This window comes from Ferroplasma sp. (genome assembly GCF_037442045.1).
Taxonomy (GTDB): domain Archaea; phylum Thermoplasmatota; class Thermoplasmata; order Thermoplasmatales; family Thermoplasmataceae; genus Ferroplasma.
This window is the reverse complement of record NZ_JBBIRC010000021.1, coordinates 1-25,834: the sequence shown is the minus strand read 5'-3', so window position 1 is coordinate 25,834 and position 25,834 is coordinate 1. Positions and strand designations below refer to the sequence as shown.

The following is a 25,834-nucleotide window of genomic DNA, read 5'->3' as shown; positions in this document are numbered from 1 at the left end:
TTTAATGTATCTTTATCACCATTTCTTAATCGTTCTGAAAATGCAAGTATTGGTGTTCCACTTTCATGGAATCCCATGGGGAAAAGGACATTGTAGCCTGTGAGCCTTTTATATCTCGCAACAATATCGCCTAATGTATATGTTCTTCCATGGCCGACATGCAGTGATCCATTGGTATATGGCCATGGAACTGTAACAAAAAATTTTGGCTTTTCTTCATCATAAATAGCTTCGAATATGTGCTCTTTTTCCCATTCATGCCGCCATTTCGCTTCTAAACTATGTTCCATCTAAACCACTAATACAGCTGCAGCAACTACAGTAGCCCATTCATCGGGCTTCAGTACAACAGTAGTGGCTGCAATATTTTTTGTCGTCAATATTTTGTCGTCCAGGACATACTCATTCTTTTTATCTTCCCATTTTAAATGGTCGTCAAGCCCCATGGTGCTGGCAAGCATTTCCGCAGCCAGTTTTTCGGCGAAATGCCCAGAATCATTTTCCGTTTGCCCGAATGTGTGGTGCTCGCTTAAATATCCCCATTTGCTTTTATCTGATGGTATAGCAACTCCTATGGCAGCCGAAATCATTCTGTTTAATTCGTTGGAAGAATTTCTTGCAAGGACTGTAAAGAGTATCTGCCCATATGACAGTAGTTTAATGCCCTCTGATTTATCCACAATATCTGCATATGGCGGAACAATGGAACTGACACTAACAAGATTGTAAGCAGCTATGTCTGCGTCTCTTAATGCGTTTTCAAACGATTGCAATTGCGTCTCTCCTCTGCCTATTCCCCTTGTGAAAAAAAGCTTTTTTGGAAGTAACATACAGGTGTATTATTAATTATTTAAAATATTTATTGAATAAATGCAGAAAGGAGTTAATAGTATATCCAAATATTTATATTGACATCACCGATATATTTTTAATGAGTAATGAAGACACATTTTTAAGAGATTTAGACAACTTAAAGCCAGAAAAATACCATTATTTCATAACCTTCTTATCTGTAATGGGTTATTTTCTGGATGGTTATGATCTTCTTGTTATCGGCCCTGCACTTATATTTATTACACCTTTGTTCCACGTAAGTATCTATGTTGCAACTATAATAGGTGTTGCTACAATTGTTGGCCAGCTTATTGGTGGCGCTGTTTTTGGTTTTATTGCAGATATTAAGGGCAGAAAAAAAATATACCAGTGGGATATGCTCATATTTGCAGTTTTTGCTATATTGAGTGGCTTATCTGCAAATGCTATTGAACTTATAATATTCAGGACTTTGCTTGGCCTTGCAATAGGGGCAGATTATGCACTTACATTATCAATAATTGGAGAATACTCCCCTGTTAAAGTACGGGGAAAATTAATGGGAACAGGGCTTATGTCCTGGTGGATTGGCGGAACTGTTGCAGTTTTTCTCGGTTTAATGTTATTGCCATTTGGAGATATTGCATGGAGATACCTGCTTGCTGCTGGAGCTATACCTGCAATAATAGTACTGATAATGAGACGCAACATTGATGAAACCCCAAGATTTGCTGATGAAAAGCATGAAAAGAAGGAAATAGATGAAATTAAAAAGAAATTGAATGTAAAGGATACAAAAAATAATGCATATTCTAATTTAAATGTAAAAAATAACAGTTATAAGAAAAGAGCATTTTTCACATATTCATCATGGTTTTTCAACGATTTAATATTTTACGGGATTGGAATATATACGGTTACAGTTTTAATTGAACTTGGATATTCGGGCCATGCCGGATCCTTAACGCTGACGTTACTTTTATACATAATTGGAGTTATTGGAACACTGGTTTTCGTTTTTACTGCAGATAAATTTGGCAGAAAAAAATGGCAGGGTTATACATTTCTGGCTCAGGGACTTGCATTATTTATACTTGCGATTTATTTTATAATTGCACATACAGAGCCGCCGGTAATTTTATTATTCCCAATGTTTGCAATATTTTATTTTGCAAATGCCGGGGGAACTGGAGAAACAACCGGAATTTTTGTTGCAGAGCTATTTCCGACAAGGATTAGAACCACAGCAATGGGTGCAGGAACTGCCATATCAAGAGTTGGTGCAATAATATCTGCAGTGATATTTCCACTGACAGTTACCATTTACGGTATTGTCCCCATGGAATTTCTCTTATTTGCAGTTGGCCTTGCAGGATTTATTATTACAATGACTCTTGGGGAAGAAACGAATGATCGCCCGCTTGAAAATATTTCAACTCACTAAGATCATTTGAAATCTTTATAAAATACAATTATAAAAAATTTATATTTTTTGCAATGTTAATTTCTATACCCAGTCTTCTCACAGTTAATCATGTAAACGATCTTCCCCACAAATAGCTAAATAAAATATACCGGTTTATTGACACATTATTAGGGTATGGTCATGACATTCATGCAGTATAATAGATATATTCCAGCCGTTTTTTACCGCTTATTTATTTCCATATTCAAATAATCAAGTGAGTTTAAAAATTATTATTGAATAGAATAGATATATATTGCTATAATTATAATAATGATATTTTAATATTGATCCAAAAAATACAGCCTGATAATAAATTTTAGCGAATATTTATGGTAAAAGATTACCGTTGATTCTCTTTAATTTTTTAATATTCTCTTCATAATTCTTGGATTGCTCAAATAAGAATATAGTCAATAATAACGATAACTATATGCGTTATTATTATAGATGTAATCAATCATGAAAGCCGAAGAAGTTCTTAGCCTCTTTCAGATATCCAGAAAGACTCGTCATGTCTATGCGAAGGCAGGGATAATTCATTACACTGTTATGCCAAATAAGAGGTACAACTACAATGAGGAAGATGTTTATAAGATACTTAATAAGGATATAAAGAGGAAAACTGTTCTCTATGCACGTGTATCAACAGCAAAACAGATCTGCAGAACCAGATAGAACAGATGAAGCAGTGGTGCTTCATGAATGGTTATACTATCAGTGCAATATATTCTGACATTGCTTCTGGAATGGAAATAAGTCATGCATTAAAAGAGCCTCAGTAATGAATTGTTCTGAAAAAGGCTTTTTTTGCCAGGTTGAGCATGCTCCCATTTGATAAAGCATAGAAATGGAACCTGAAACCTCTAAAGATGCAACGTTCAGAATTGGAAACACCTTAAAACTCTGCAATAAGTTCTCGTAAAACTGTCTGGACCGGGATGGATAAGGGCTAAATGGAGAAACTCCAACCCTTTAAGAGAGAGTGTGTCAGTTAATAACTTCTAATTTTATTTCAACATTGATATATACCATCAATTATACCATAGAAAACAGCCTCTAAATGAGAATCAAGATTTACATTTAATTTTCAATATTACAATATTCAGGCAGAATGGTAGGTATATTAATTGCAAATGCAATTCAATCAAAATATTTTAAATATCATTCTGCTATTTATATAAGATAATGCCCAGTCATAAGGAGAATATTTTTGATTTGCTTGACCCTGCACTGAAAGAAAGTGTAGCAAGAAACGGTATTAAAGAACCAACAGAGGCACAGAAACTTGCAATTCCCGAGATAATGTCTGGAATAAACACACTTCTGATTTCTCCAACAGGTTCAGGAAAAACCGAAGCAGCACTTCTTCCACTTTTGAACAGAATTTATATGGAAAAGCCTGCACCTGTATCATTGCTTTATGTAACACCTTTGAGGGCATTGAACAGAGATATGCTCTCCAGGATATTTGACTATTGCAAAACACTTGATATTAAAGTACAGGTAAGGCACAGCGATATATCGCAGTCACAAAAAAATGAAATATCTAAGAATCCAGGACAGATACTCATAACAACTCCGGAATCATTGCAGCTGCTCATGATGGGAAAAAGGCTCCGTGAACATATGAAAAATATAAAATATGTTATAGTTGACGAAGTTCATGAAATGGCCCAAAATGAAAGGGGGTCCCAGTTTGCAATAGCCATGGAACGATTGAAAGTTCTTGCTGGAAATTTTCAGGTTGTTGGCCTTTCTGCCACAGCGAGGAATGAGAATGAACTTGCAAAGTTTATTTCCCCAGCACAGGAATGCAAAATTATAAAACCTGTTATAAATAAAAAAATGGATATAAAGGTAATATTTCCCCCAGAAAGCGATGATGAAACAGCAGAGATTATGGCATGCGATAAGCAGTATGCAGGTTCAATAAAGAAAATCTATTCCATTGTAGAAGAAAACAAAGGCACAATAGTTTTTGTAAACAGGCGGTATGTAGCAGAAGATATATCGTTTAGATTAAAACTCTGGCTAAAAGATCCCGATATCGAGGTTCACCACGGGTCATTATCGCGTGAAACCAGGGAAACTGCTGAAACTGATTTCAAGGAAAACCGTGTAAAAGCATTAATATGCACATCATCGCTGGAGCTTGGCATAGATGTAGGAACAGCCGATATGGTTGTACAGTTTAACTCACCAAGGCAGATCAATAAAATGATCCAGAGAATTGGAAGGGCAGGGCATTCATTGACAAAAATTTCACGTGGCACAGTAATATGCAATGATATTATCGAACTTGAGGAGGCAAAAGCAATAGTAGGCAATATCAAATCAGGCGAACTTGAAAATGTAATGATAAGGAAAAATTCACTGTCCACTGTTGCAAATCAAGTAATGCTTGAGTTAAATTATTCCAGAAAAGTTGATTACAATTATCTGTACAGAATAATTACTTCTGCTTATCCATTTCAAACATTAAAATTCGAAGATTATTATTCAGTGCTTGAGCTTTTATCAAGAACAAGAAAAATAATTATTGATGGCAATTTTATTATTAAAAGATATACAGTTTTGAAGTATTTTATAGAAAATATTTCCATGATAGCAGGTGAAAAGAATTACCGCGTAATTGACATAATAAATAAGAAATTTATAGGAACTCTTGATGAAAAGTATGTTGTAAATGAGATTTCTCCCGGTTCTTATTTTGTTATGAAAGGTTCAACATGGAGAACAATAAGAATAGATGATGACAAAATATATGTTGAGCCATTTGCAACAGCAGCAATAGCCCCGCACTGGACAGGGGAAGAGATTCCTGTACTTTATGAAGCCGCTTTCCGAGTATCAAGAGACCGGGAAGAAAAAGCAATACCTGATTTCCTGAATGACAGAGGCAAAAAAGCTCTGGAAGAATGGTATAAAAACGATATGGCCACACTGGAAAAAATCATAATTGAGGCACATAACTCTGAAATTATAATTCAAATTCTTCTTGGCAGTCTTGGAAATTTTACACTTGCCCAGATACTTTCAGGGCTTCTGACTTCAATAACAGGCGAAAGTGTCGAAATGGATTATTCACCATATCACATATATTTCAGGGTTTCAAGAAATATTTCGGCTATAGATATAAAAAATTTGATAATGAATATAGATAGGAATAATCTTGATGGTTATGTTAAATCCTCTGCAAGAAGATCTAGATTTTTCAATAATGTTTTCCTTTACGAAGCGAGAAAATTCGGAGTAATTACAAATGAAGCTGATATAACAAGGATCAGGTTTGAAAAAATAGTTGATTCCTATTATGATACTGTTCTATATGAAGATTCAATAAGAAAACTCATTTTTGATTATATGGATATTAACACACTTAAAGAATACCTTGAAAATCTTCAGGAATCAAATTTTATATTAAAGGCTCAAATCTCTGAATCCTCAAATATATTTTTATCGCATTATTCAGAACGGGTAATGCCACTTAAACCAACAAAAACAATACTTGAATCTATCAGGAAACGGCTGATGAATGAAGAAGTAATACTTTACTGTACATCATGCGGGAATAAAAGAACCAGAAAAATTAAGGATATTACCGATATACAATGCCCCGCTTGCCATTCAAGGCTTGTTGCTTCCATTTCTAAATTTGATGAAGAATCAATTTCAAAGAAGATAGATGATAAAACAAGAAAGAGAATGATAAAAAATGCGCATCTGGTAAGAGAATATGGAATTACAGCAATCATGGTTATGGCTGCAAGGGGAGTTGGCCCGGAAATTGCATCAAGAATACTGGAAGTTTCATATCTGAATGAAGATGATCTGATAAAGCGCCTGCTCAATGCCGAAACGGATTTTGCAAAAAACAGGCAATACTGGTAGATATATATTCTATAATATATATTTATATCATATAATATAATTTAAGCTAATATAGTAAACTATATATAGAAGTTTATTTTTACTTACTTGATAATCATGATCGGTGGTCAACCAATATTTATCCTGAAAGAAGGAACTAAAAGAGAGAGCGGAAAGGACGCAATGTTCGATAATATAGATGCTGCAAAGGCAATAGCCACATCCATCAGATCCACACTTGGACCAAGGGGAATGGATAAAATGCTTGTGGATTCACTTGGAGATATAGTTATTACAAACGATGGAGTAACCATATTAAAAGAGATGGATGTTGAGCATCCGGCAGCAAAAATGATGGTAGAAGTTTCAAAAACACAGGACAGCTATGTGGGAGATGGAACAACAACTGCAGTTATAATAGCAGGCGCATTGCTTGACCAGGCAGAGGGCCTGATAAAACAGAATGTACATCCTACAGTTATTACGGAAGGTTACAAAACCGCTGCTGTAAGAGCAAGCCAGATTCTTGATAGCATTTCGAAACCCGTTTCCATTAAGGACAAGGAAATTCTTGTAAAGATGGCAAAAACATCGTTGAACAGCAAAAGTGCATCTGTTGAAGGAGATCTTCTGGCCGAAATATCATATAAAGCAATAAAAAACATAGCAGAAGAAAGAGATGGAAAATATCTTGTAGATTTCGACAATCTTCAGACCGTTAAGAAGAACAGCGGTGAGATAAACGAGACAGAAATAATTGATGGTATAATACTGGATAAGGAAAAGGTACATCCGAACATGCCAAAGCTCGTTAAGAATGCAAAAATTGCTTTGCTTGACCTTGCACTTGAAATTAAGAAACCAGAATTTGACACAAACCTTCAGATTAGTGACCCTTCAATGATACAGAAATTTCTGGGTCAGGAAGAAGATGTTTTAAAAGAAATGGTTGATAAGATTAAAGCTACAGGTGCAAATGTTGTAATAACCCAGAAAGGAATAGATGATATGGCGCAGCATTACCTTGCAAAAGCAGGCATATATGCAGTAAGAAGAGTAAAGAAAAGCGACGTAGACAAACTTGCAAAGGCTACCGGGGCAAATATAATATCATCACTGGAGGAAATTACAGATTCAGATCTTGGAACCGCAGCCGAAGTGGAAGAAAGAAAAGTCAGCGATGACTATATGACCTTTGTTACAGGAAGCAAGAATCCAAAAGCTATAAGCCTTCTGATCAGAGCTGGAACAGAACACGTTGCAGATGAAATTGAAAGGTCACTTACAGATTCACTGCATGTTGTGGCAGCAGCCATAGAAGATGGAGCATATGTTACAGGCGGGGGGTCTACAGCAGAAGAACTTGCTTTTGACCTTAGAAACTATGCAACAAAAGTCGGCGGCAGGCAGCAGCTTGCAATAGAAAAGTTTGCCGATGCACTTGAAGAAATACCGAGAGCACTATCAGAAAATGCAGGGCTTGATCCAATAGATATGTTAATAAAAATTAGAAGCGAGCACGCAAATGGTCACAAAACATATGGCATAAACGTGTTTTCAGGAAAAGTAGAGGACATGGAAAAAACTGGAGTTATAGAACCAATAAGAGTTGGAAAGCAGGCAGTGGAAGCAGCAACAGAAGCAGCTGTCATGATCCTGAGGATAGATGATGTAATAGCAACAAGGTCATCTAAAGGTGGAGCTCCAGGGGGAATGGGTGGAATGCCCCCAGGCGGAGAATATTAATTTCTTATTTTTTTCCAAAATATTTATTACTTGTTTTTTAATATGCTTTTATGATTCACGTAGGTTTATACTATAAAGTGAAAGAAGGTCATAACGACGATTTTGTAAAAACTTTTAACAGCGTTCTTCAAATGCTAAAACAAAAACCTGAAACCGGTTTTTTGAATGGAAAACTGTACCAGGAAGTCGATTGCCCAAGAGAATATATGATTTATACAGAGTGGAAAGATAAAGATGCATTCAAAAACTTTGTTGAAATGAAAGCTTTTAAAGACACCACAAATTATGGAAAAACAATACTTGAAGGCACTCCCAGAAACAAAGTTTTTGGCGAGACCAGTGGACAAACTTATTAAATCATTTCATATATACTTATCATGGAAATATATTTCAAGGCCGGCAGCATAGTATCTGATGAAAACTACGCCGGGATATTTTCATATGACGAAAGAATAAAAAAATACAGAGCTCAGGCATATCGTTATTCTGAAATAATAAAAAAACCGGGCATAATTGATAATGTTTTTTCAGACAAGAAACTTGATATTTCATCCGAGATACAATTGCGCCCATATCAGAAAAAATCTCTGGAAATGTGGAGCAGAAATAATTATTCCGGTTCTATTGTGCTTCCAACCGCAGCAGGAAAAACAATACTTGGAATATATGCAATAACTATGCTGAAAGTTCCTACAATAGTCCTGGCACCTACAATAGAACTCATAATACAGTGGAGGCAGAAACTGAAAGATCTATTAAATATTGATATCGGCCAGATTGGAGGAGGCGAAAAAGAAATCAAAGACATTTCTGTGTCCACATACGACTCTGCATATCTAATGGCGGAGAGCCTTGGAAACAGGTTTAAATTTATGATTGCCGATGAAGTTCACCATATGGCATCTGAAAATTATCTGCAGATCGCAAAATATTATGCATCCCCATATCGACTGGGTCTCACCGCAACATATGAAAGGGATGACAGCCTGCATGAGGTTCTGGAAAAATATATGGGTGGCAAGGTTTTTGAACTTGGCTATGAAGAATTAAATGATTTCATTTCAAATTATAAAATAGTCAGAATTCCAATAGACCTCAGTGATGAAGATGAAATAGAATATGACAAAAATCATAACATTTTCCTGTCATATCTGCGAAAAAGAAATATAAAATTAAATGGCAATATGGATTTTGAGCATTTAATTACATCATCATGGAGCCCCGAAGGAAAAGAAGCACTCATGGCATGGAGAAAATCAAGGGAAATTGCTTTTAATGCAGGAAAAAAGATTGAATACCTTAAATATTTATTCAACAAGCATGCAGGTGAAAAAATAATAATATTTTCAGAAGATACTTCTACAGCATATACAATATCCAGAGAATTTCTCGTACCTGCACTTACATACATGACATCCGGGCAGGAGAGAAAAAAATATCTGGAGATGTTTAAATCTGGAGAAATTACGGTGCTTGCCACATCAAGAATTCTGGATGAGGGCGTGGATGTTCCAGATGCTTCAATAGCCATTATTATGAGCGGCTCAGGAAGCACAAGGCAGTTCAGGCAGAGGCTGGGAAGAATACTCAGGCCATCGGAGGGAAAAGCTAGCTATCTGTACGAACTGGTATCGTCAGGCACAACAGAATATGGTACTTCAAGGAGGAGGAGAAAAGGTGTTCCCATCGGACTTAATGATAGTTCGTAGATTAAAAACGGGGCTTGTATTCCCAGTATTTTTATCTGATGAGACCAGTGATTACATTGATAGTGTAAAATCTGCATTTAATAATAATGTAGGCCATAACAGGGAAACCATATCAAAAGCATTAAAGGAACTGGAAGTAAACTCATCAAGTGTTAAAACTATTCGGGCACTTTCATTGCTATTCTTCAGGCATTCATTATTTGAACCACCTGTAAATGTTGATGCACCGGCGCTTCGCCTGGATGTTTTTAAAGCAGCAAAAATACCGCCAGTAAATACAGATGAAAAACAGAAAATACTTAAATCTGTAGAGAAAAAATATGGCCTAACCATGGATGAAATTATTTCCGGAATATATGCAGATAAGGAAAGTGAACTCATACTGCGTGAAGCATATTCAGCAAGTACAATAGAAATAGCCAGGGCATACAATCTTGAGCAGCTTGAAACAATAATGATGAGGTGCACTGTATTATATATTAAAGAATCATCTGACTGGAGTTATACAGTAACATCCATAAAAAGGCTCGGGCTTCTGTACACAACTCAAATAGAAGGGAATGAGCTACAATCAATAAGGATTACTGGTCCCCTGGAAATGTTTGACTCACCGGAACGGTACGGATTCAGATTTGCACAGCTTATTTATAAAATCAGCATGCTTGAAAAATGGACGGTAGAAGCAGACATAAAAATAAAGGATAAATTTGAAAAAACGGTAAAGATTTATAAACTAAAGATCGGTGATGCAATTTCATATTATCTCCCTGAATCCAGAAAAAATGAAAATATAAATTATAATTTTGTTTCCAGAGCAGAGCCATTAATAATTGAGGGAAATATTTATTTCCCCGATTATAAAATGAAAATAGGAGATCAGGATGTATATATAAATATAACAGGAAAAACATATGCAAAAAAAGATAATGAAATAAAGAATAATCTTCGTGGTAAAGTCAACTGGGAAAACATATATCTTATCAGGCAAAAGGATAAAAAAATTAAAGGGGAAATAGTTTTCTATGATGATATTGATTTTCCATCACTGAAATCTATTCTTGAAGAAAAATATTCAAAAAAGAAAACATTAAAAAATGAACTGGATGAAAACTCTATAGAATCAATAAAGAAAGAACTGGATAAACTATATCCAGAAACTGAAAAAATGTTCGAATATCTGGAGAGCCAGGGGCTTATACCGGAACGTGTGCTTCCAGCCATGGGATATAAATTGAAATGGCGCGGCCTTGATATTACTGTAATAAAAAAGGATTAGATATAATTCCAGAGTTTGTCCTGCCAGAGGTCATATTCCTCTGTTAATTCCTTAATCCCTATCTTTTCAAAATTTTTGTTTCTTGATTCGGTTTCATACTGATTTATCAGTGTCTCATAATCATTTTTGCTTAATGTATCAAATTTCTGGCGCACTTTTTTCCGGTTTTCAACATGCAATTCTGATAATTCTTTTCCCCTGTAAAGCACTCGATAATACTTATCTTTGTCAAGAGTAACATGAAATATTCTCCATGTAATATCCATATTTTCTGTATTTTTAAAATAATTTCCTGTTAGATTGCCCAGTGCCATAACTACATTGCCTTCTTTATCATTGTTAAGCTGAAATGCTATTTCTACACCATTCATATACATAATATATTCTGCTCCTATAATTATATTTCGGGAAATATAATTAATATTTTCATTTTTTCTTAATTATTCTGTCCCTTATTATATACCAGGTTCCCAGTGCTATAATTCCGAGACTGTTTTCCGAATCAAAAAATTTTATTTCTACAACAACTGCTGTTCTACCAGGTTTTATTACTCTCCCTTCTATACGAAAAGGCCCCTTATGCATTGGTGCAAGAAAATTAATTTTTACTTCCTGGGTAACCTGGTCAATTCCATCATTGACGGTCATTGTAGTTATACCACCGGCATAATCTACCGCAGTCATCATTATGCCTCCATGCACAACATTGCCTGCCCTGGTGATTTTTTCACTGTATGGAAGTGAAAGTTCGACATATCCTTTTTCAATTTTTATAATTTTAATCCCAAGATACGAATACAGGCTCTCATTCTTTTCAAATAGCTCATTCAGTTCCGGCAGGTTATCTGATAGGCTCATTATCTTTTCTACCCTACTTTCCATATTCCTGTATTGTTTCTCCATTAATAAATATAATAATTCTTAATGGCAAGTCCAATAGATTTATATTTTAAAACGTATTGTATATATTATGCCAGTATATGAAACTGCAAATAATCTGGATGAAAAGACACTTGACTTGTCAAGGGCAAGGCAATCGTTAATAGAAGAAATGCAGGCCATAATGTTCTACGATGAAAGGCTGGATGCTACCAAAGATTCAGCCCTGAAAGATGTTATACGGCACAACAGGGATGATGAAAAAGAGCATTTCTCATTGCTTCTGGAATATTTGAGAAGGAATGATCCGGAACTTGATAAAGAATTAAAGGAAATACTGTTCTCCAAAAAGGAGTTAAAAGACCTTGGAGACTAATAATTTTAGGCAATCTATTTATCTTTAATTTCCATTCCATTTCTATTATGTATGCAAATATAATTTCCGGAGCCAGCGTAATAATTGATGGTAGCAATGTAGCTCTTTACGGGCTTAAAAGCAAGGAAAAGAAGAAAGCAGTTTTGCAGAATATTTTAAAGGTTATTGAAAAATTAAAAGACTTAAAAGCATCGGACATAATTACAATTTGCGATGCAAATATTAGTTATCTTATAGATGAGAAGGAGAAATTCAATGAGATGGTGGCAAATAATAAACTTATAATTTCGCCTTCCGGAATAAAGGCCGATGTATTTATACTGGATTATGCTAGAGAAAAAAACTGCCTGATTGTTTCCAATGATAAATTCCGGGAATATAGAGAAAGTGATTGGGTAAATAAAAATATAGACAAAATTACCCTTGGATTTATTTTTGTGGGCGATGATGTACTTCTGGAACCGGTAAATGGAAACAAAGAAAAAGAAAAGAAGATCAATGTTAAAAAAGCGGGATGGTGGCACTTTTTTAAAAATAAACAGTGATTTTTTTCACATAATGCTATAATTCGATTTCAGGATAATATTATATATATTATTTTAATACCTTTATGGAGATAACCTCGTGAATTAATTACAAATGTAATAACAATTAAATAACCATTATGATCGGGGGTATTTTCACCATAACGGGGTGAATCATAATGGAAACAGAAATTAATAATGAAAATGCAACAAATGCAATTATTGAAGCTGATGGAATATATTTTTCATATTCCAATGGATATGATGTATTTGAAAATATAAACATAAAAGCAGAAAATGGGAAATTTATTGCAATAATAGGTCCATCTGGAATTGGCAAATCAACTCTATTGAGAATTATTGGAGGATTTTTAAAACCGGATAAAGGAACAGTTCGCCTCATGGGAAAAATTCTTTATGAGCCCACACCGGAAGTTGCATTAATACATCAATCAATCGTAACATTTCCATGGATGGATGCAAAGAATAATGTCATGCTTTCCATGAAAACTAAGGATATGTCAAAGGACGAAATGGAAGAAAAAGCTAAGGAGTCTTTATCAAGGGTTGGCCTTGATGGTTTTGAAGATTTATATCCAAAGGAAATGAGCGGTGGAATGCGCCAGAGAGTTGCAATAGCAAGGGCATTTGCAGCTGATCCATATGTATTCCTTATGGATGAGCCATTTGCTCATTTAGACGAGCTTACAGCAGAAGGCCTCAGGCAGGATATATACAATATACTTTTCAGTGGTGAGACACCGTTAAAATCTGTTATAATGGTATCACATAATCTTACAGAAGTTCTTGAACTGTCAGATGAAATTTATATATTAAATAATATTCCAGCTACGGTTGTTGGAAAAGTTGAAGTTACAATGGCAAGGCCCAGAAACCCAAGAAGTGACGAATTCAACGCAAATCTGGATATGCTTTACAGCTATCTGACTCCGCCGAGGAAAAAGAAATGAGGTGTAATCATGGAAGCAATACTATTAATAATACTGGCTGTGCTCGCCACAGCGGGGCGTGTAATCGGATTGATACTACTTTCCATAATTACCGGATGGTTCCTGGCATACGCATCAATAAAATCGAAATTCTTTGAAAATACATATATTATATTAATTGAAATATTCGAATCGGTTCCAGTTATTACGTTCTTTCCGGTGGTTCTTATAATATTTGTTGAGAGAATAGGCGGTTCGCTTGGCGTTGAACTGGCAGCTGATTTCCTTGTCTTTACTGCTGTTGTCTGGAATATATGGATGGGAGAATACCAGGCTTTTAAAACAGTTCCCAATGAAATGGTTGAAGTGGTTGAAAATTCAGATTTTGGCTTATTTTCAAAACTTAGATATCTTTACATACCATTTTCAGTTCCAAGAATTACTGCAAATCTTTTTCCAAGCATATCAGATGGATTTTTCTATATAACGGTCAGTGAAGTTTTTGAAGTGGGAATACATACATACCAGACTTTTGGAATAGGTTCAGTTCTTGATGTGTTTGTTGCTGATGGGCAGCTCTTTAACATAGAAATGGCCCTTCTTATTCTTGGAATTGTAATAGTGGCAATTATTGTTATACTGAGAGAATTCAGCAAATACGCAGTTGGAAGGTATACACTTGATACGGATGCTCCTGTGCTAAAGCGTGGCAGGCTCAATATAAGAGAAACCGCACGTGTTTTTGCCGTACTTTCAAAAAATCCACTTTCCAGGCTTGCAAGGTACTATAAATACAGGGAGGGGGACAAACACCAGGAAACATACGAAAAAAAGGAGAAGAAACGGAAAATATACAAATACGTATACGCAGCAATTGGAATAACAATGCTTGCTGGAATACTTTATGAAGTTGTGTCATTAATAATTTCAGTAAAAGCTTCAGAATGGTATTTTCTTTTCAGCAAAACACCATTTCTTTTAACGGGCCTCGGTTATGATTATCTCAGAGTTGGGACAATACTTCTCGTATCCATGGTGATTGCCATATTCCTGGGTTACCATTTTGCAGTAAGCAAAAGGGGTGAAAAATACGGAATACCAATTGTACAGACTCTAAGCGCCTACCCAGCGCCCATATATTTCCCATTCCTCTTTATTATTACAGAGCCTTTCATGTTAGGCATATTTGGTGGCTTTACCAACGAACTCTATGTTCTTTCTCTTGGATTTGTCAGCACATTCTATTATGTTTTCTATGCATTCTGGATGGGAGTGAAAGCCATGCCTTCTGAATACTGGGAAATTATTAAAAATCTCAAGCTTGGGTATTTCAAAAAGATGAGAAAAGTGATAATACCATCAACATTTCCGTATCTGATAAGTGGTATATCATCCACGATAAACAGCGCATGGGGAGGCCTTATGATCGGTGAATACTGGCCTGATATATATGGAACACATTCATTATCAGTACATGCAGGATTAATGAAAACTATCGACCTTGCTACTGCCAGCGGAGACCTTGCACTTGCAGCATGGGGATCTTTAATATTTGGAATAATAGTGGCTGTTTACTCTGTATTATTTACCAGGAAGATGATGGACCTTGCACAGAAAAAATACGTAGCTGAAGAGGGTGTATATGCTGCATAAATTTATTGCAAATTATTTTACTTATTTTTATTCAAAAAGCACATTTCATTAAAAATTAATATAAACAAATTTATCACTTATCATTCTATATTTTAAACCAGGCATTCTCTATTTTAAGCGTGCCATAAAACATTAATATTATAAACACAGATTATATATACACTCTATGGATGTAATAGACCCTGATGCCAGAATAGCTGATCTTCTAGGCCTGCTTTATGTGCTCAATAATATATTCGACGGAAAAACAGATTTATACCAGCTGGAAAAGGAAATGGAAGTAGACCTTGACGATTTAATGCCAATAGTTTATACTGCATCAAATATCGGCCTTGTAAATGCCGAATCCGGTGATATATCTATATCGGCAAAGGGCACAGAATATATAAAATCTGGAATGAACCAGAGGAAGCAAATCATAAAGGATGCGTTAAAAAATATAGAACCGTTTAAAACTGCAATTTCTTTAGAATCATTCACGCTGGATGAAATCATAGATAAATTAAATGAAAATGATGTTCCAACATTCAATAATCCGGATGGGTCACATAACCTGGAAGTTATTCTAATTGAATGGGGAATTTACTCAAGATTATTGAAAAAGACGGATGATGGTTTTATGGTACTTTCATAAATAATCAGGCAACAATCTTGAAACCATTTTTACAATATTTCTTGCAGCTTCCGAAATTTCAAAGTCTGTAGCGGAACCATGTATCATGCCTATTCCTCTTATTCCCACTGCCGATACCCTGGATTCCCTGAGCTTCTTAATATATGCTTCTTCAGGGTCCCTCAAAGGATCATATTCATTGGTAATCATTATTGCAGGCGGAAGCCCAGAAAGATCATCTGACACCATCGGTGAAAAATACGAATTTATAAAGTCTTCCATATTTCTAGAATATAGATTCCCAAAATGCCTTATCATTTTAGCTGTGATAACATAACCTTCTCCATATTCCAAAAATGATCTTGAGAAATTATCAGGAGCCAGGTTCGGGTAAAACAATAACTGCACAGCCGGCATTTCAGTTTTAATATCTTTGCATTTCAAACATAATGCAGCTGCAAGATTCGCACCGGCACTATCACCACCAACACCTATTTTACCCTCTATTCCAAAATTTTCTCTGTTTTTGTTAATGTAATTAAATGAGTCGAAAGCATCGTTGAAGGCATCTGGGAATTTATTTTCCGGTGCAAGCCTGTATTCAATTGATATGATTTTTATGCCAGACTCTTTTGCAATGAAACGGCAGAAATTATCATAAGTTTCTATATTTCCAAAAATAAAACCACCTCCGTGATAATAAATAAGTGCAGATTTACTATTGCTGTTACTGTACATTCTGGCATTTATTGTTCTGTTATTCAGCTTAATTTTATAATCCTTAACTTCCTTAATGGCTATTTTCTCCCCCTGGGAATTAAGTGAGCTTTCATTAAGAAATTCTCTAAGCATAGCTGGTTCAATTTCTGTAACATCTCCTGCGCTTTCAGACAACTCGATTAGTGGTTTAAAATCCGGATCTACCATATCATTTCAATTCATAATGCTATTTTAATATAACGTATTTTTTAATTTTATTATTTGACAAATAATTTTCCAGCAGCATTTTTAAATTAATATTGATGATTATTAATAAAAAACATATAATTTGAGATATAAAATTAATGGCAATAAATATATGCTTTTCAGTATTATGCTTAATATGACAGATACTGTACCGGAAAAAAGGATTAAGCACCCATATTTTATGTACGATATGATCAGAGAAACAGGCAAATCTCTCGATATTACACGGAAAACAATGGAAAATGTAGATTATTCCTTTCTTGCAGGAGAACCATTGCTGTTTACAGGAAACGGAACCGCTTACCATGCAGCTCAGATAGGTGCAGGATTCCTCTATAAGACTAATAAAAAGTATGCATTTGTTCAGTCATTCGAACTTTTGAATTACTACAGGCCGGTTTATGGTACTGTCGTTGGAATTTCAAATAGTGGTAAAACAAAATCAACCATAGATTCACTGCTCTATCAGAAAAAATTTGCATATATTGTAGGAATAACCCATTATTACGGAACACCCATGGATAAGATATCCAATAAGAGCATAGTAATAGATTCCGATGATAAATCACTGTGCAACACAAAGTCATTTTTTGACAATGCAATTGCAGCCATGTATATAGGATCAAAATACTCAAAACTTGATATTGATATTAATAAAATAATAGGCACAATAAAGGAACTTATTGCATCAATGGATTTAAAAGTGAAGGAAATAGCCCACAAAATTTCATATGTAAACAGAATATTTGTTCTTGGGGCTGGCCCTGAAGAGCCTGTGGCCCGGGAGGCTGCACAAAAAATAAAGGAGGCAACACATATAAATGCTGAAGGCATTGAACTTGAAGAGTTTATACATGGGTGCACATCATTGATTGATGAAAAATCCCTTCTAATATTAATAAACAGTGATACAGTATCATCCAGAACTCAGGATATAGTCAACGCGTGTAAAGTGGTGGGAACAAAAACTGTTACATTAAACGGGGAAGGCGATTATTCCATTTATTTGCCTGATCTTGGTGATGAATATTTAAACGCTCTTTTAAATATTGTACCGCTTTACTATTTAGCTTACTATCTGGCTGTTGAACAAAATGTAAATCCGGATCTTCTTAGATTCGATGAAGAAAAATACAGAAAATTTGATGACATAGTATTTCCACCTGGCGCACATTAAAACTATAATATTTTCAATGCATTTTAATGTATAACTTATAATAAATTTTGTAATTCGGTGATAAAATGCAATCAGGCCCAGACTAAAAACTATTCAGTTACGGTGCAAAGATAATATAAAAATTAACGTTTAAAACATAATTTTTTGTAAAAATAGTTATATATATTATTATAATCAAACTATTATGGCAACAGAGGTATATGTAAAACAAACAGCCAGCTATAATGCGTTTTTAGATATAGCAGGGCATATACATCATCACAGGATAATCACAGAACAGTGTTTGCCAAATAGTAATTCATTCAATAGTGGTTATCTTGAAAGCGGTAGACTGGAAATTAAGTGAGCTAGCTTATCGCATAAGGGAATCAAGTCGCGATGCTGGATACATTGAGATATTTCCGCCGTCCTATGTAAAGTCTGATAAAGTAAAAGGGTTCAGATTTATATTCAGGAATAACGTATATGTATTTGAGCCGGATATAACAACCAGGCTGATAAACAGAATAAAGGAAAATGCCAGGATTTATTACATATCACAGCAAATTGATGAATTTTTAAATGAATCAATAGAGGCTGGCCTGGAAATAATAGGCGGCGATGAGAATGAAACAAATGTAGAAATTATAGAAATGGCAATTAAAATTTTGGATGCACTTGGACTAAAAGATTATAATATAGACATAAGCCTTGCAGGAATTTTTAATTCCTACAGAGATCAGGGCAATACAGAACTTATAAATGCTGTGAGAAACAGGAATTATCAACAAATAGAGGATATGGAAATAAAAAACAGGGAAAAACTGCTGGAAATCATGGAAACCAGAACAAGAAAGAGCGGAATAAAGAAACTGGATGATATAATTGAGAGAATAAATGATCCTAGAGTTATAATTGATCTGGGAACAGTCCGCCAGCCAGAATATTATGACGGCCTTATATTCGAGATTTATAGCAATCAGGGATTTTTAGGTGGAGGAGGCAACTATAAAACCGGTAATATGAATGGCTGTGGTTTTTCACTTGATTTGAGGGCATTATCAAAACTGGATCAAAATATTTATAAAAGGGTGAAAAAATGAAATTTGTAATACCAAAGGGAAGGCTGATGGATGAGTCAATTCAGTTTTTGAAAAGGGCAGGAATAGGCATAGTAATTGATGACAGCAGAAAGCTAATATTCAGGGAAGGGAATAATGAGATTATACTGCCACGGGCAAGAGATGTACCTGTATATACAGAATATGCAGGAGATATTGGAATATGTGGTTCAGATACCTTTGCTGAAAGCCAGATTGCACTATTTACGCCATTATCGTTAAATTTTGGGAAATGCAGGCTTAGCCTGATTGCACCAAAGAGATACAGCATCAGCGATTTTGCTGATCTGAGAATAGCAACAAAGCACCCAAATATAACGCGGAAATATTTCTGGACTCTTGGCATGGATCCCGATATTATAACACTAAATGGATCACTGGAGCTTGCGCCTGAAACGGGAATTGCAGATGCAATAGTGGATATAGTGCAGACTGGTGAAACTATGAGGAAAAATAATCTTATAGAAGTTAAGAAAATAATGGATATTTCTGCAATAATGGTTATAAACAGAGTATCACAGAAGATTAAATACGATGAAATTAACAATTTTATTGAAAAGGCAGGTGAATTGAATGGAAATGGAAGAATATGTAAAAAATATATTGAATGATATTAAATTGCGTGGAATAGAGGCAGTAATAGAATATTCAAAAAAATTCGACGGCTCTGGAGAACCTTTCATGGTATCAGAAGGTGAATTTAAAGAAGCAATGGATTCGATACCTGATTACGATAAAAATATAATAGAAAGAACTTACAAACGAATATACGAAAATCATATTATACAGTACAATAACGATAAAATGCGCTTTTTCAACGGATCTTTATATGGAATAAGATATACTCCAATAGAAAGGATAGGCATGTACATACCCGGCAAAAGGCCTTTGCCCTCCACAGTAATGATGATTGGAGCTCCGGCAAAAATAGCAGGAGTAAAGGATATTGTAATAGCATCTGCACCGGAAAGCAATGGGAAAATTAATCCATACACACTTTACATTGCAAACCTTCTTGGAATTAATGAGGTCTATAAAATTGGCGGAGTTCAGGCTATCGGTTCCATGGCCTACGGCATTGGGATGAAAAAGGTAGATAAAATATTCGGCCCAGGAAATTCATATGTCAATGAGGCAAAGAGGCAGGTTTATGGCCTTACTGGAATCGACGGATTGTATGGCCCATCAGAAGTAATGGTAATAACAGATGGAACCTGCAATAATGAATATATAATAGCAGATTTAAATTCACAGCTGGAGCACGGCGAAACATCGAAGGCATGGCTGCTTACCACTGGAAAAGCACCTGTTCCAGGCAACTGCAGAATCAAAATAATGGTTTTCAGTAATATGAACGAACTCATTTCGGCTGCAAATGAAATTGCACCGGAGCACATGGAAATACAGGCAATGGAACCAATGGAGATATTTAATAAAATAAAAAATGCAGGTGCAATATATATGGGAGATTATGCGCCGGTTCCTGCAGGCGATTATTTTCTTGGTGTAAACCATTTATTGCCAACAGGTGGTACTTCCAGATTCTCATCGGCACTGACAGTTGACGATTTTATGAAAAAAACATCATTTGCAAATGTTTCAAAATCAGATTTTATGGGAAATCGTGAACTGGGAATGGAACTGGCAAGAATCGAAGGAATGCCGCTTCACTACAGGTCAATGGAGGTAAGGTCATGATAAGAAAAACAAAGGAAACTGAAATAGAGGTTACGCTGGACACAAAAAATACAGTTATAGATACAGGTGAAAAGATTCTCGATCATATGATGAAAACCCTGTTTTTCTATATGGGCAGGAATGTAACAATAAAATGTTCATACGATTTAAGGCATCACCTCTGGGAAGATCTGGGAATTACCATTGCACAGGAAATTTCATCTTCAATTAATGGAAAATCCATCAAGAGATTTGGAAGTGCAACAATGCCCATGGACGAATCATTGATAATGGTTTCACTGGATATTTCAAGGGCATACATAAATTTCAATGTAGAATTTAGGGATGCTGAAGGATTTGAATTAAACCTTTTATACGAATTCCTCTGGGCCCTTGCAAGAACATTGCCAGTTACGCTGCATGTAATAAAATTTAGTGGGATCAATTCACACCACATAACAGAAAACATATTCAAGGCGCTTGGCGTATCTTTTGGCATTGCACTGGAAGAAATTGAATATACACGAAGCACAAAGGGAGCCCTATGATAGCCATTGTTGACATAAATACAGGAAACCTTTCAAATATCAAAAAAGTTACGGATGGCATAATTACCAGTGATCCATATGTCCTTGAAAGATCGGACAAAATAATCTTTCCAGGGGTTGGATCTTTCCAGTACGTTTCAAAGGCAATAGATCCCATTAAAGAACTATTAATTGAGAGAATCAGAGCCGGAGTTCCATACATGGGAATCTGCCTTGGCCTTGAAATGCTTTATGAAGACAGTGAGGAGGGAATTGGTACAGGCCTTTCAATATTTAAAGGAACGGTTAAAAAATTTAAAGGGGTAAAAACTCCACACATGGGCTGGGATAATGTATCTATAAAGAAAGAAACTGAAATTATGAAAGGCATTGCAAACAATTCCTTCTTTTATTTTATGCATTCGTATTATCTTCCTGTAAATGAGTATACTGTTATGGAATCAGATTATGGAGATATATTTAGCTCTGGAATCCGAAAAGAAAATATTTATGGCGTGCAGTTTCACCCTGAAAAATCCGGAGAAGCTGGCATTAAAGTTTTAAAAAATTTCAAGGGATTAAAATGATAGATATATATCCTGCTATAGATATTTACAACGGAGAGGCCGTCTCACTTGAGAGAGGCAATATTGATAAAAAAACAGTTTATGGCGATCCATTGGAGCATGCAATGAATTTTTCAAAAATATTTAATAAGCTCCATATAGTTGATTTAAACGGTGCTTTTACAGGAAATGCAACAAATATGGATATTGTTAAAAATATAAGAAATAAAGCAAAATCATTTATGCAGCTTGGTGGCGGCTTCAGGACTCCAGAAGCAATTCAGGAAGCCTATAATGCAGGCATAGACAGCATAATTATTGGCACTGCATCACTGGACAGAAAAATTCTTGAAACTGTATCAGAAAAATATAAAAATATAACAATAAGCATAGATGCTTACAATGGATTTATAAAATACAATGGATGGAACAGTGGAACAAAAATAAATTACAAAGATTTTTATAATGAAATTAAGGGCCTTGCAAATCGTTTTATATTTACTTCAATAAATAACGATGGAACAGGAAAAATAAGTGATATAGAAAAATTCTGGGATGATGGGTATTTTATTTATGCCGGTGGCGTAAATTCTATTGATGATGTAAAAAGAGTTGAAAGCCTGGGCTTTGATGGCGTTATAATTGGAAAGGCTCTGTATACAGGAAATATAAATAAAGGTGAATTAAAATGCTTGCAAAAAGAATAATAGGGGCACTGGATATTGCCAATGGGAGAGTTGTAAAGGGTGTAAATTTCGAGAATATGCGCGATTCAGGAGACCCTGTGGATCTTGCAAAGCGTTATGAATTGGAAGGCATAGACGAACTTGTATTTCTGGATATAAGGGCAACAAATGAAAATAGGAATATTCTATACGAACTGGCCGAAAAAGTCGCATCGGAAATATACATACCCTTTACAGTAGGCGGTGGCCTAAAAAATATTGGCGATATGATAAAAATTATTAGAAATGGTGCTGATAAGGTTTTTATCAATACATATGCAGTGGAGAATCCTGGCATAATAGAAGAAATCTCAGACAGGATTGGAACAGCAAATACCGTAATTGCAATAGATTCTGGTTACAGTAATGGAAATTATTATGTATATACTAATGGCGGCACAGTGAAAAAAACAATGGATACTGTGTCATGGGCTAAGAAAGCAGAATCCCTTGGCGCTGGGGAACTGTTAATTACATCCATTAACAAAGATGGAACAAAGAAAGGCTTTGATACAGAACTTATAAGCAGAATTGCCAATAATGTAAATATATCGGTGATCGCATCCGGCGGAGCAGGATCTCCACATGATTTTCTGGATGCGTTCAATGCAGGTGCAGACGGTGCACTTGCAGCATCAATATTTCATGAAGGGAAATATACACCAAATGAAGTAAAGGAGTATTTAAAGGAGAACGGTATAAATGTCAGATTATAATTTTAAATTTAACGGTATTATTCCGGTAGTGGTACAGGAATTTGAAACAAAAGAGGTTTTAACTCTTGGATATATGAATCAGGAGGCATATAATAAAAGCATTGAGACGGGGTTAATGCACTACTATTCAAGAAGCAAAGCTCGGATAAGGATGAAAGGTGAAGCCAGCGGAAATATACAGGAAATAAAAGACGTAATGGTAGACTGTGATAATGATTCACTATTATTTCTTGTAAAACAGAAAGGCAGTGCATGCCATTTAGGAACCAAAAGCTGTTTCAGGGAATTAGGAACTGCTGTTAAAAAAGGTGACATTGACTATTCTATGGAAGTCATTATTGAACTAGAATCATTAATTAACAAAAGAAAAGAAGAACCCAAAACAAATTCGTACACAACGGAACTATTCCAGTCAGGTGAAGAAAATATAAAGAAAAAAGTTGGGGAAGAAGCTGTGGAAACAATACTGGCTCATGGCAAAGACCGAATCATTTATGAAACTGCAGATCTATTTTATCACCTGCTCGTATATCTATCATTTGAAGGGATAAAGCTTTCAGATATAATGAATGAACTATCAAAAAGGAGAAAAAATTAGGTCAAGAAACAGCATGCCCTTTCCTGCTTGATAGATCTGAACCTTTAATTTTTTTGCCTGTTAAACTGTCAATTGCCTGTTTCAGGTTTTCAAGGAAAAGCTCAGCAAGATCGCGGCTGAAGCTTTCCCGTACAACAACCCTCATCAGCACTGTGTTCTGGGCATTATCTGGCAGTGAATATGCTGGCACAATCCATCCAAAACTTCTAATTGCCGCAGAAAGGTCAAAGAGTGTAAAAGCCGATTCTTTTTTTTGCTTGAATGTTACAACCGGTATGTGTTCAGCACTGCTCACAACTTCCATATTCGGTATTTTCTTTATTTCATCTGCAAGATACCTGGCATTTGACATCATATTGTCGGCAATGTTTCGGTATCCTGATTTGCCAAGCCTGATTATATTATAATACTGTGGTGCTATATTTGCTGCGCTTTTTGAAAAATTAAGTGTATATGTTGGCATATCATTTCCAAGGTAATTGACATAGAAGATAAGATCATCTGGAAGATCAGTACTATCCTTGAAGAGAAGCCAGCCTATGCCTGGATATACAAGCCCGAATTTATGGCCTGAAACATTTATTGATTTAACATGGCTTAACCTGAAGTCCCACACAAAATCTGGCTCTATGAAAGGAGTGATAAAACCGGCACTTGCCGCATCAACATGTATAGGAATATCTAAACCCTTTGTTGCTTTCAATTCTTCAAGAAGTGCATTGATTTTCTTAACATCGTCGAATGCTCCTGTAAATGTTGTGCCAAGAACGGCACCAACTGCAATGGTATTTTCATCCACGCTTTCCACAAGTTTTTCTGGATCAGCCACCATTGTTTTTGAATCAAGAGGTATAACCCTAGGTTCTACATCAAAATATTTTGCAAATTTGTCCCAAACAACATGCGTATCTGCACCAAATACTATATTTGGTTTTGAAATACTTTTATTCAATGCCTGCATTTTTGCCTTCCAGTTCCATTTGTGTGCCAGCAGTGCAAGCATAATAGCTTCTGAAGAACCTATTGTCGAGGTTCCCGTAAAATTATTGCTCTCAGGTGCATTATAAAGCCTTGAAAGTATATTTACAATTCTTGTTTCTTCCTTTTTAATCTGAGGATACTCAAAACTATCTATGAAATTTTTATGTACATTTTCCATGTAAAGCTGTTTTGCTTCAGGTTCCATATATGTTGTAACAAAAGTTGCAAGATTTAATTCCGGTATGCCATCTAAATTTAATTCTTCGTGGATCATCTCATAGGCAGCTCTGGAATCCATTCCATTTTCGGGAAATTGAAATTCCGCTATTGGCTTATTAAAATCCCTGTTGCTGTATGTTCCATATACCTTTTTACTTGCATCCATTTTTTTTGCTACCATAATATGAAATAAGAGTATACTATAAAATAGTATTCCAGTTACACACTTTAATCCACAGCTATTATCACACGCATTATATTATTATAACATTATATATTTCTATTTACCATTGAATTTTATTATTTATACCATTTTTATAACACTTTGTATATTTATTTCACTACCATTCCTTATTACATAATATAACTAAAATATCTGATATTTTTCATATCTTCATATTATAGGTTTTTAGCATTTTCTGTTTCTCCATAATTCCCTTTTCTATGTGAATTAATCCTTCCTATGCCGGTTCACCTCTTTCCATAATCTTGAACCTTACAAATAGGTTATAAATAATAAAAATTGCAATAATTTACCCATTCTGCTTTCATTTCTCCGAATCTCCCACGCATTGCATTCTTCCTAAGATTTATTTCTAATTCTATATTAAATGATTCAGGCCTGTAAAATCTACTATTTCCATTATACGCACTGTCACCTTTGAATTTAGCAAATAGTGATTATAAATTTATAGTATTAAATAT

At 35.2% G+C, this 25,834-nt stretch carries 27 protein-coding genes and 1 pseudogene; 22 read left to right on the top strand and 6 right to left on the bottom strand.

Annotated elements, in window-relative coordinates; genetic code table 11:
- Both WKI77_RS04210 and WKI77_RS04205 read right to left on the bottom strand, forming a co-directional pair.
- Window positions 1-290 (bottom strand): class I tRNA ligase family protein (locus WKI77_RS04210; protein WP_337860578.1); only part of this gene is annotated, 290 nt, incomplete at its 3' end.
- Window positions 291-830 carry an arginine decarboxylase, pyruvoyl-dependent gene (locus tag WKI77_RS04205; RefSeq protein WP_337860577.1) on the bottom strand — a complete coding sequence of 180 codons (540 nt, stop codon included), beginning with the start codon at window positions 828-830 and terminating at the stop codon, window positions 291-293.
- 101 nt (window positions 831-931) lie between these two features.
- On the opposite strand from WKI77_RS04205, the gene WKI77_RS04200 reads away from it, so the two are divergent.
- The 7 genes and pseudogenes from WKI77_RS04200 (at window position 932) to WKI77_RS04170 (ending at window position 10,882) form a co-directional block, all read left to right on the top strand.
- Complete coding sequence (locus WKI77_RS04200) at window positions 932-2,257, top strand: MFS transporter (protein ID WP_337860576.1); 1,326 nt, start codon at window positions 932-934, stop codon at window positions 2,255-2,257.
- 483 nt (window positions 2,258-2,740) lie between these two features.
- Window positions 2,741-3,036, top strand: a pseudogene (locus WKI77_RS04195) (recombinase family protein); the annotation flags it as partial.
- Window positions 3,037-3,466: 430 nt separating this feature from the next.
- Window positions 3,467-6,172 carry a DEAD/DEAH box helicase gene (locus WKI77_RS04190; protein WP_337860575.1) on the top strand — a complete coding sequence of 902 codons (2,706 nt, stop codon included), beginning with the start codon at window positions 3,467-3,469 and terminating at the stop codon, window positions 6,170-6,172.
- Between the two features lie 96 nt (window positions 6,173-6,268).
- Window positions 6,269-7,897, top strand: coding sequence for a thermosome subunit beta (thsB, locus tag WKI77_RS04185; protein WP_337860574.1), 1,629 nt, complete (start codon window positions 6,269-6,271; stop codon window positions 7,895-7,897).
- Between the two features lie 50 nt (window positions 7,898-7,947).
- A complete protein-coding gene (locus WKI77_RS04180; protein ID WP_337860573.1) occupies window positions 7,948-8,253 on the top strand; it encodes an antibiotic biosynthesis monooxygenase in 306 nt (101 codons plus the stop codon).
- Between the two features lie 21 nt (window positions 8,254-8,274).
- Window positions 8,275-9,606, top strand: coding sequence for a DEAD/DEAH box helicase family protein (locus tag WKI77_RS04175; RefSeq protein WP_337860572.1), 1,332 nt, complete (start codon window positions 8,275-8,277; stop codon window positions 9,604-9,606).
- Window positions 9,548-10,882, top strand: a complete 1,335-nt coding sequence (locus WKI77_RS04170) for a DUF790 family protein (protein WP_337860571.1) — start codon at window positions 9,548-9,550, stop codon at window positions 10,880-10,882. The genes WKI77_RS04175 and WKI77_RS04170 overlap by 59 nt, the downstream gene beginning before the upstream one ends.
- Here WKI77_RS04170 and WKI77_RS04165 read toward each other — a convergent pair.
- Together WKI77_RS04165 and WKI77_RS04160 are read right to left on the bottom strand one after the other, a co-directional pair.
- Entirely contained in the window at window positions 10,879-11,253 is a 375-nt protein-coding gene (locus tag WKI77_RS04165; protein ID WP_337860570.1) for a DUF2004 domain-containing protein, read from the bottom strand. The two genes, WKI77_RS04170 and WKI77_RS04165, sit on opposite strands and share 4 nt — an antisense overlap.
- Before the next feature lie 55 nt (window positions 11,254-11,308).
- On the bottom strand, window positions 11,309-11,764 hold the full coding sequence (locus WKI77_RS04160; RefSeq protein WP_337860569.1) for a PaaI family thioesterase: 456 nt from the start codon (window positions 11,762-11,764) through the stop codon (window positions 11,309-11,311).
- Window positions 11,765-11,852: 88 nt separating this feature from the next.
- Here WKI77_RS04160 and WKI77_RS04155 point away from each other — a divergent pair, with 88 nt between their 5' ends.
- The 5 genes from WKI77_RS04155 to WKI77_RS04135 all read left to right on the top strand — a co-directional run bounded on the left by WKI77_RS04155 (window position 11,853) and on the right by WKI77_RS04135 (window position 15,898).
- Window positions 11,853-12,137 carry a ferritin gene (locus WKI77_RS04155; RefSeq protein WP_337860568.1) on the top strand — a complete coding sequence of 95 codons (285 nt, stop codon included), beginning with the start codon at window positions 11,853-11,855 and terminating at the stop codon, window positions 12,135-12,137.
- 47 nt (window positions 12,138-12,184) lie between these two features.
- Window positions 12,185-12,682, top strand: coding sequence for a hypothetical protein (locus WKI77_RS04150; protein WP_337860567.1), 498 nt, complete (start codon window positions 12,185-12,187; stop codon window positions 12,680-12,682).
- A gap of 158 nt (window positions 12,683-12,840) precedes the next feature.
- On the top strand, window positions 12,841-13,632 hold the full coding sequence (locus tag WKI77_RS04145; RefSeq protein ID WP_337860566.1) for an ABC transporter ATP-binding protein: 792 nt from the start codon (window positions 12,841-12,843) through the stop codon (window positions 13,630-13,632).
- 9 nt (window positions 13,633-13,641) lie between these two features.
- On the top strand, window positions 13,642-15,264 hold the full coding sequence (locus tag WKI77_RS04140; RefSeq protein ID WP_337860565.1) for an ABC transporter permease subunit: 1,623 nt from the start codon (window positions 13,642-13,644) through the stop codon (window positions 15,262-15,264).
- A gap of 166 nt (window positions 15,265-15,430) precedes the next feature.
- Window positions 15,431-15,898 carry an AAA-associated domain-containing protein gene (locus WKI77_RS04135; protein WP_337860564.1) on the top strand — a complete coding sequence of 156 codons (468 nt, stop codon included), beginning with the start codon at window positions 15,431-15,433 and terminating at the stop codon, window positions 15,896-15,898.
- Here the strand turns inward: WKI77_RS04135 and WKI77_RS04130 are convergent.
- A complete protein-coding gene (locus WKI77_RS04130) occupies window positions 15,893-16,804 on the bottom strand; it encodes an alpha/beta hydrolase (protein WP_337860563.1) in 912 nt (303 codons plus the stop codon). The two genes, WKI77_RS04135 and WKI77_RS04130, sit on opposite strands and share 6 nt — an antisense overlap.
- A gap of 175 nt (window positions 16,805-16,979) precedes the next feature.
- Here WKI77_RS04130 and WKI77_RS04125 point away from each other — a divergent pair, with 175 nt between their 5' ends.
- The 10 genes from WKI77_RS04125 (at window position 16,980) to hisIE (ending at window position 23,929) form a co-directional block, all read left to right on the top strand.
- Window positions 16,980-18,020 carry an SIS domain-containing protein gene (locus tag WKI77_RS04125; protein WP_337860562.1) on the top strand — a complete coding sequence of 347 codons (1,041 nt, stop codon included), beginning with the start codon at window positions 16,980-16,982 and terminating at the stop codon, window positions 18,018-18,020.
- Between the two features lie 184 nt (window positions 18,021-18,204).
- A complete protein-coding gene (locus WKI77_RS04120; protein ID WP_337860561.1) occupies window positions 18,205-18,366 on the top strand; it encodes a hypothetical protein in 162 nt (53 codons plus the stop codon).
- Complete coding sequence (locus WKI77_RS04115) at window positions 18,338-19,102, top strand: ATP phosphoribosyltransferase regulatory subunit (protein ID WP_337860560.1); 765 nt, start codon at window positions 18,338-18,340, stop codon at window positions 19,100-19,102. Before WKI77_RS04120 ends, WKI77_RS04115 begins: the two co-directional genes overlap by 29 nt.
- On the top strand, window positions 19,099-19,731 hold the full coding sequence (hisG, locus tag WKI77_RS04110) for an ATP phosphoribosyltransferase (protein WP_337860559.1): 633 nt from the start codon (window positions 19,099-19,101) through the stop codon (window positions 19,729-19,731). Before WKI77_RS04115 ends, hisG begins: the two co-directional genes overlap by 4 nt.
- The gene (hisD, locus tag WKI77_RS04105) at window positions 19,694-20,818 is read left to right on the top strand and encodes a histidinol dehydrogenase (protein WP_337860558.1); all 1,125 of its coding nucleotides are present in this window, start codon (window positions 19,694-19,696) and stop codon (window positions 20,816-20,818) included. The genes hisG and hisD overlap by 38 nt, the downstream gene beginning before the upstream one ends.
- Window positions 20,815-21,345: an imidazoleglycerol-phosphate dehydratase HisB gene (hisB, locus tag WKI77_RS04100; protein WP_337860557.1), complete on the top strand. Its 531-nt coding sequence runs from the start codon at window positions 20,815-20,817 to the stop codon at window positions 21,343-21,345. The genes hisD and hisB overlap by 4 nt, the downstream gene beginning before the upstream one ends.
- A complete protein-coding gene (hisH, locus tag WKI77_RS04095) occupies window positions 21,342-21,911 on the top strand; it encodes an imidazole glycerol phosphate synthase subunit HisH (protein ID WP_337860556.1) in 570 nt (189 codons plus the stop codon). The genes hisB and hisH overlap by 4 nt, the downstream gene beginning before the upstream one ends.
- The gene (locus WKI77_RS04090; protein ID WP_337860555.1) at window positions 21,908-22,597 is read left to right on the top strand and encodes a HisA/HisF-related TIM barrel protein; all 690 of its coding nucleotides are present in this window, start codon (window positions 21,908-21,910) and stop codon (window positions 22,595-22,597) included. The genes hisH and WKI77_RS04090 overlap by 4 nt, the downstream gene beginning before the upstream one ends.
- On the top strand, window positions 22,579-23,331 hold the full coding sequence (gene hisF / locus WKI77_RS04085; protein ID WP_337860554.1) for an imidazole glycerol phosphate synthase subunit HisF: 753 nt from the start codon (window positions 22,579-22,581) through the stop codon (window positions 23,329-23,331). Before WKI77_RS04090 ends, hisF begins: the two co-directional genes overlap by 19 nt.
- A 28-nt stretch (window positions 23,332-23,359) precedes the next feature.
- Window positions 23,360-23,929 (top strand): bifunctional phosphoribosyl-AMP cyclohydrolase/phosphoribosyl-ATP diphosphatase HisIE, encoded by a 570-nt coding sequence (gene hisIE, locus WKI77_RS04080; protein WP_337860553.1) that lies wholly within the window; start codon window positions 23,360-23,362, stop codon window positions 23,927-23,929.
- A 1-nt stretch (window position 23,930) separates the two neighbouring features.
- Here the strand turns inward: hisIE and WKI77_RS04075 are convergent, their stop codons facing one another.
- Window positions 23,931-25,310 carry a glutamate decarboxylase gene (locus tag WKI77_RS04075; protein ID WP_337860552.1) on the bottom strand — a complete coding sequence of 460 codons (1,380 nt, stop codon included), beginning with the start codon at window positions 25,308-25,310 and terminating at the stop codon, window positions 23,931-23,933.
- Between the last annotated feature and the right edge of the window lie 524 nt (window positions 25,311-25,834).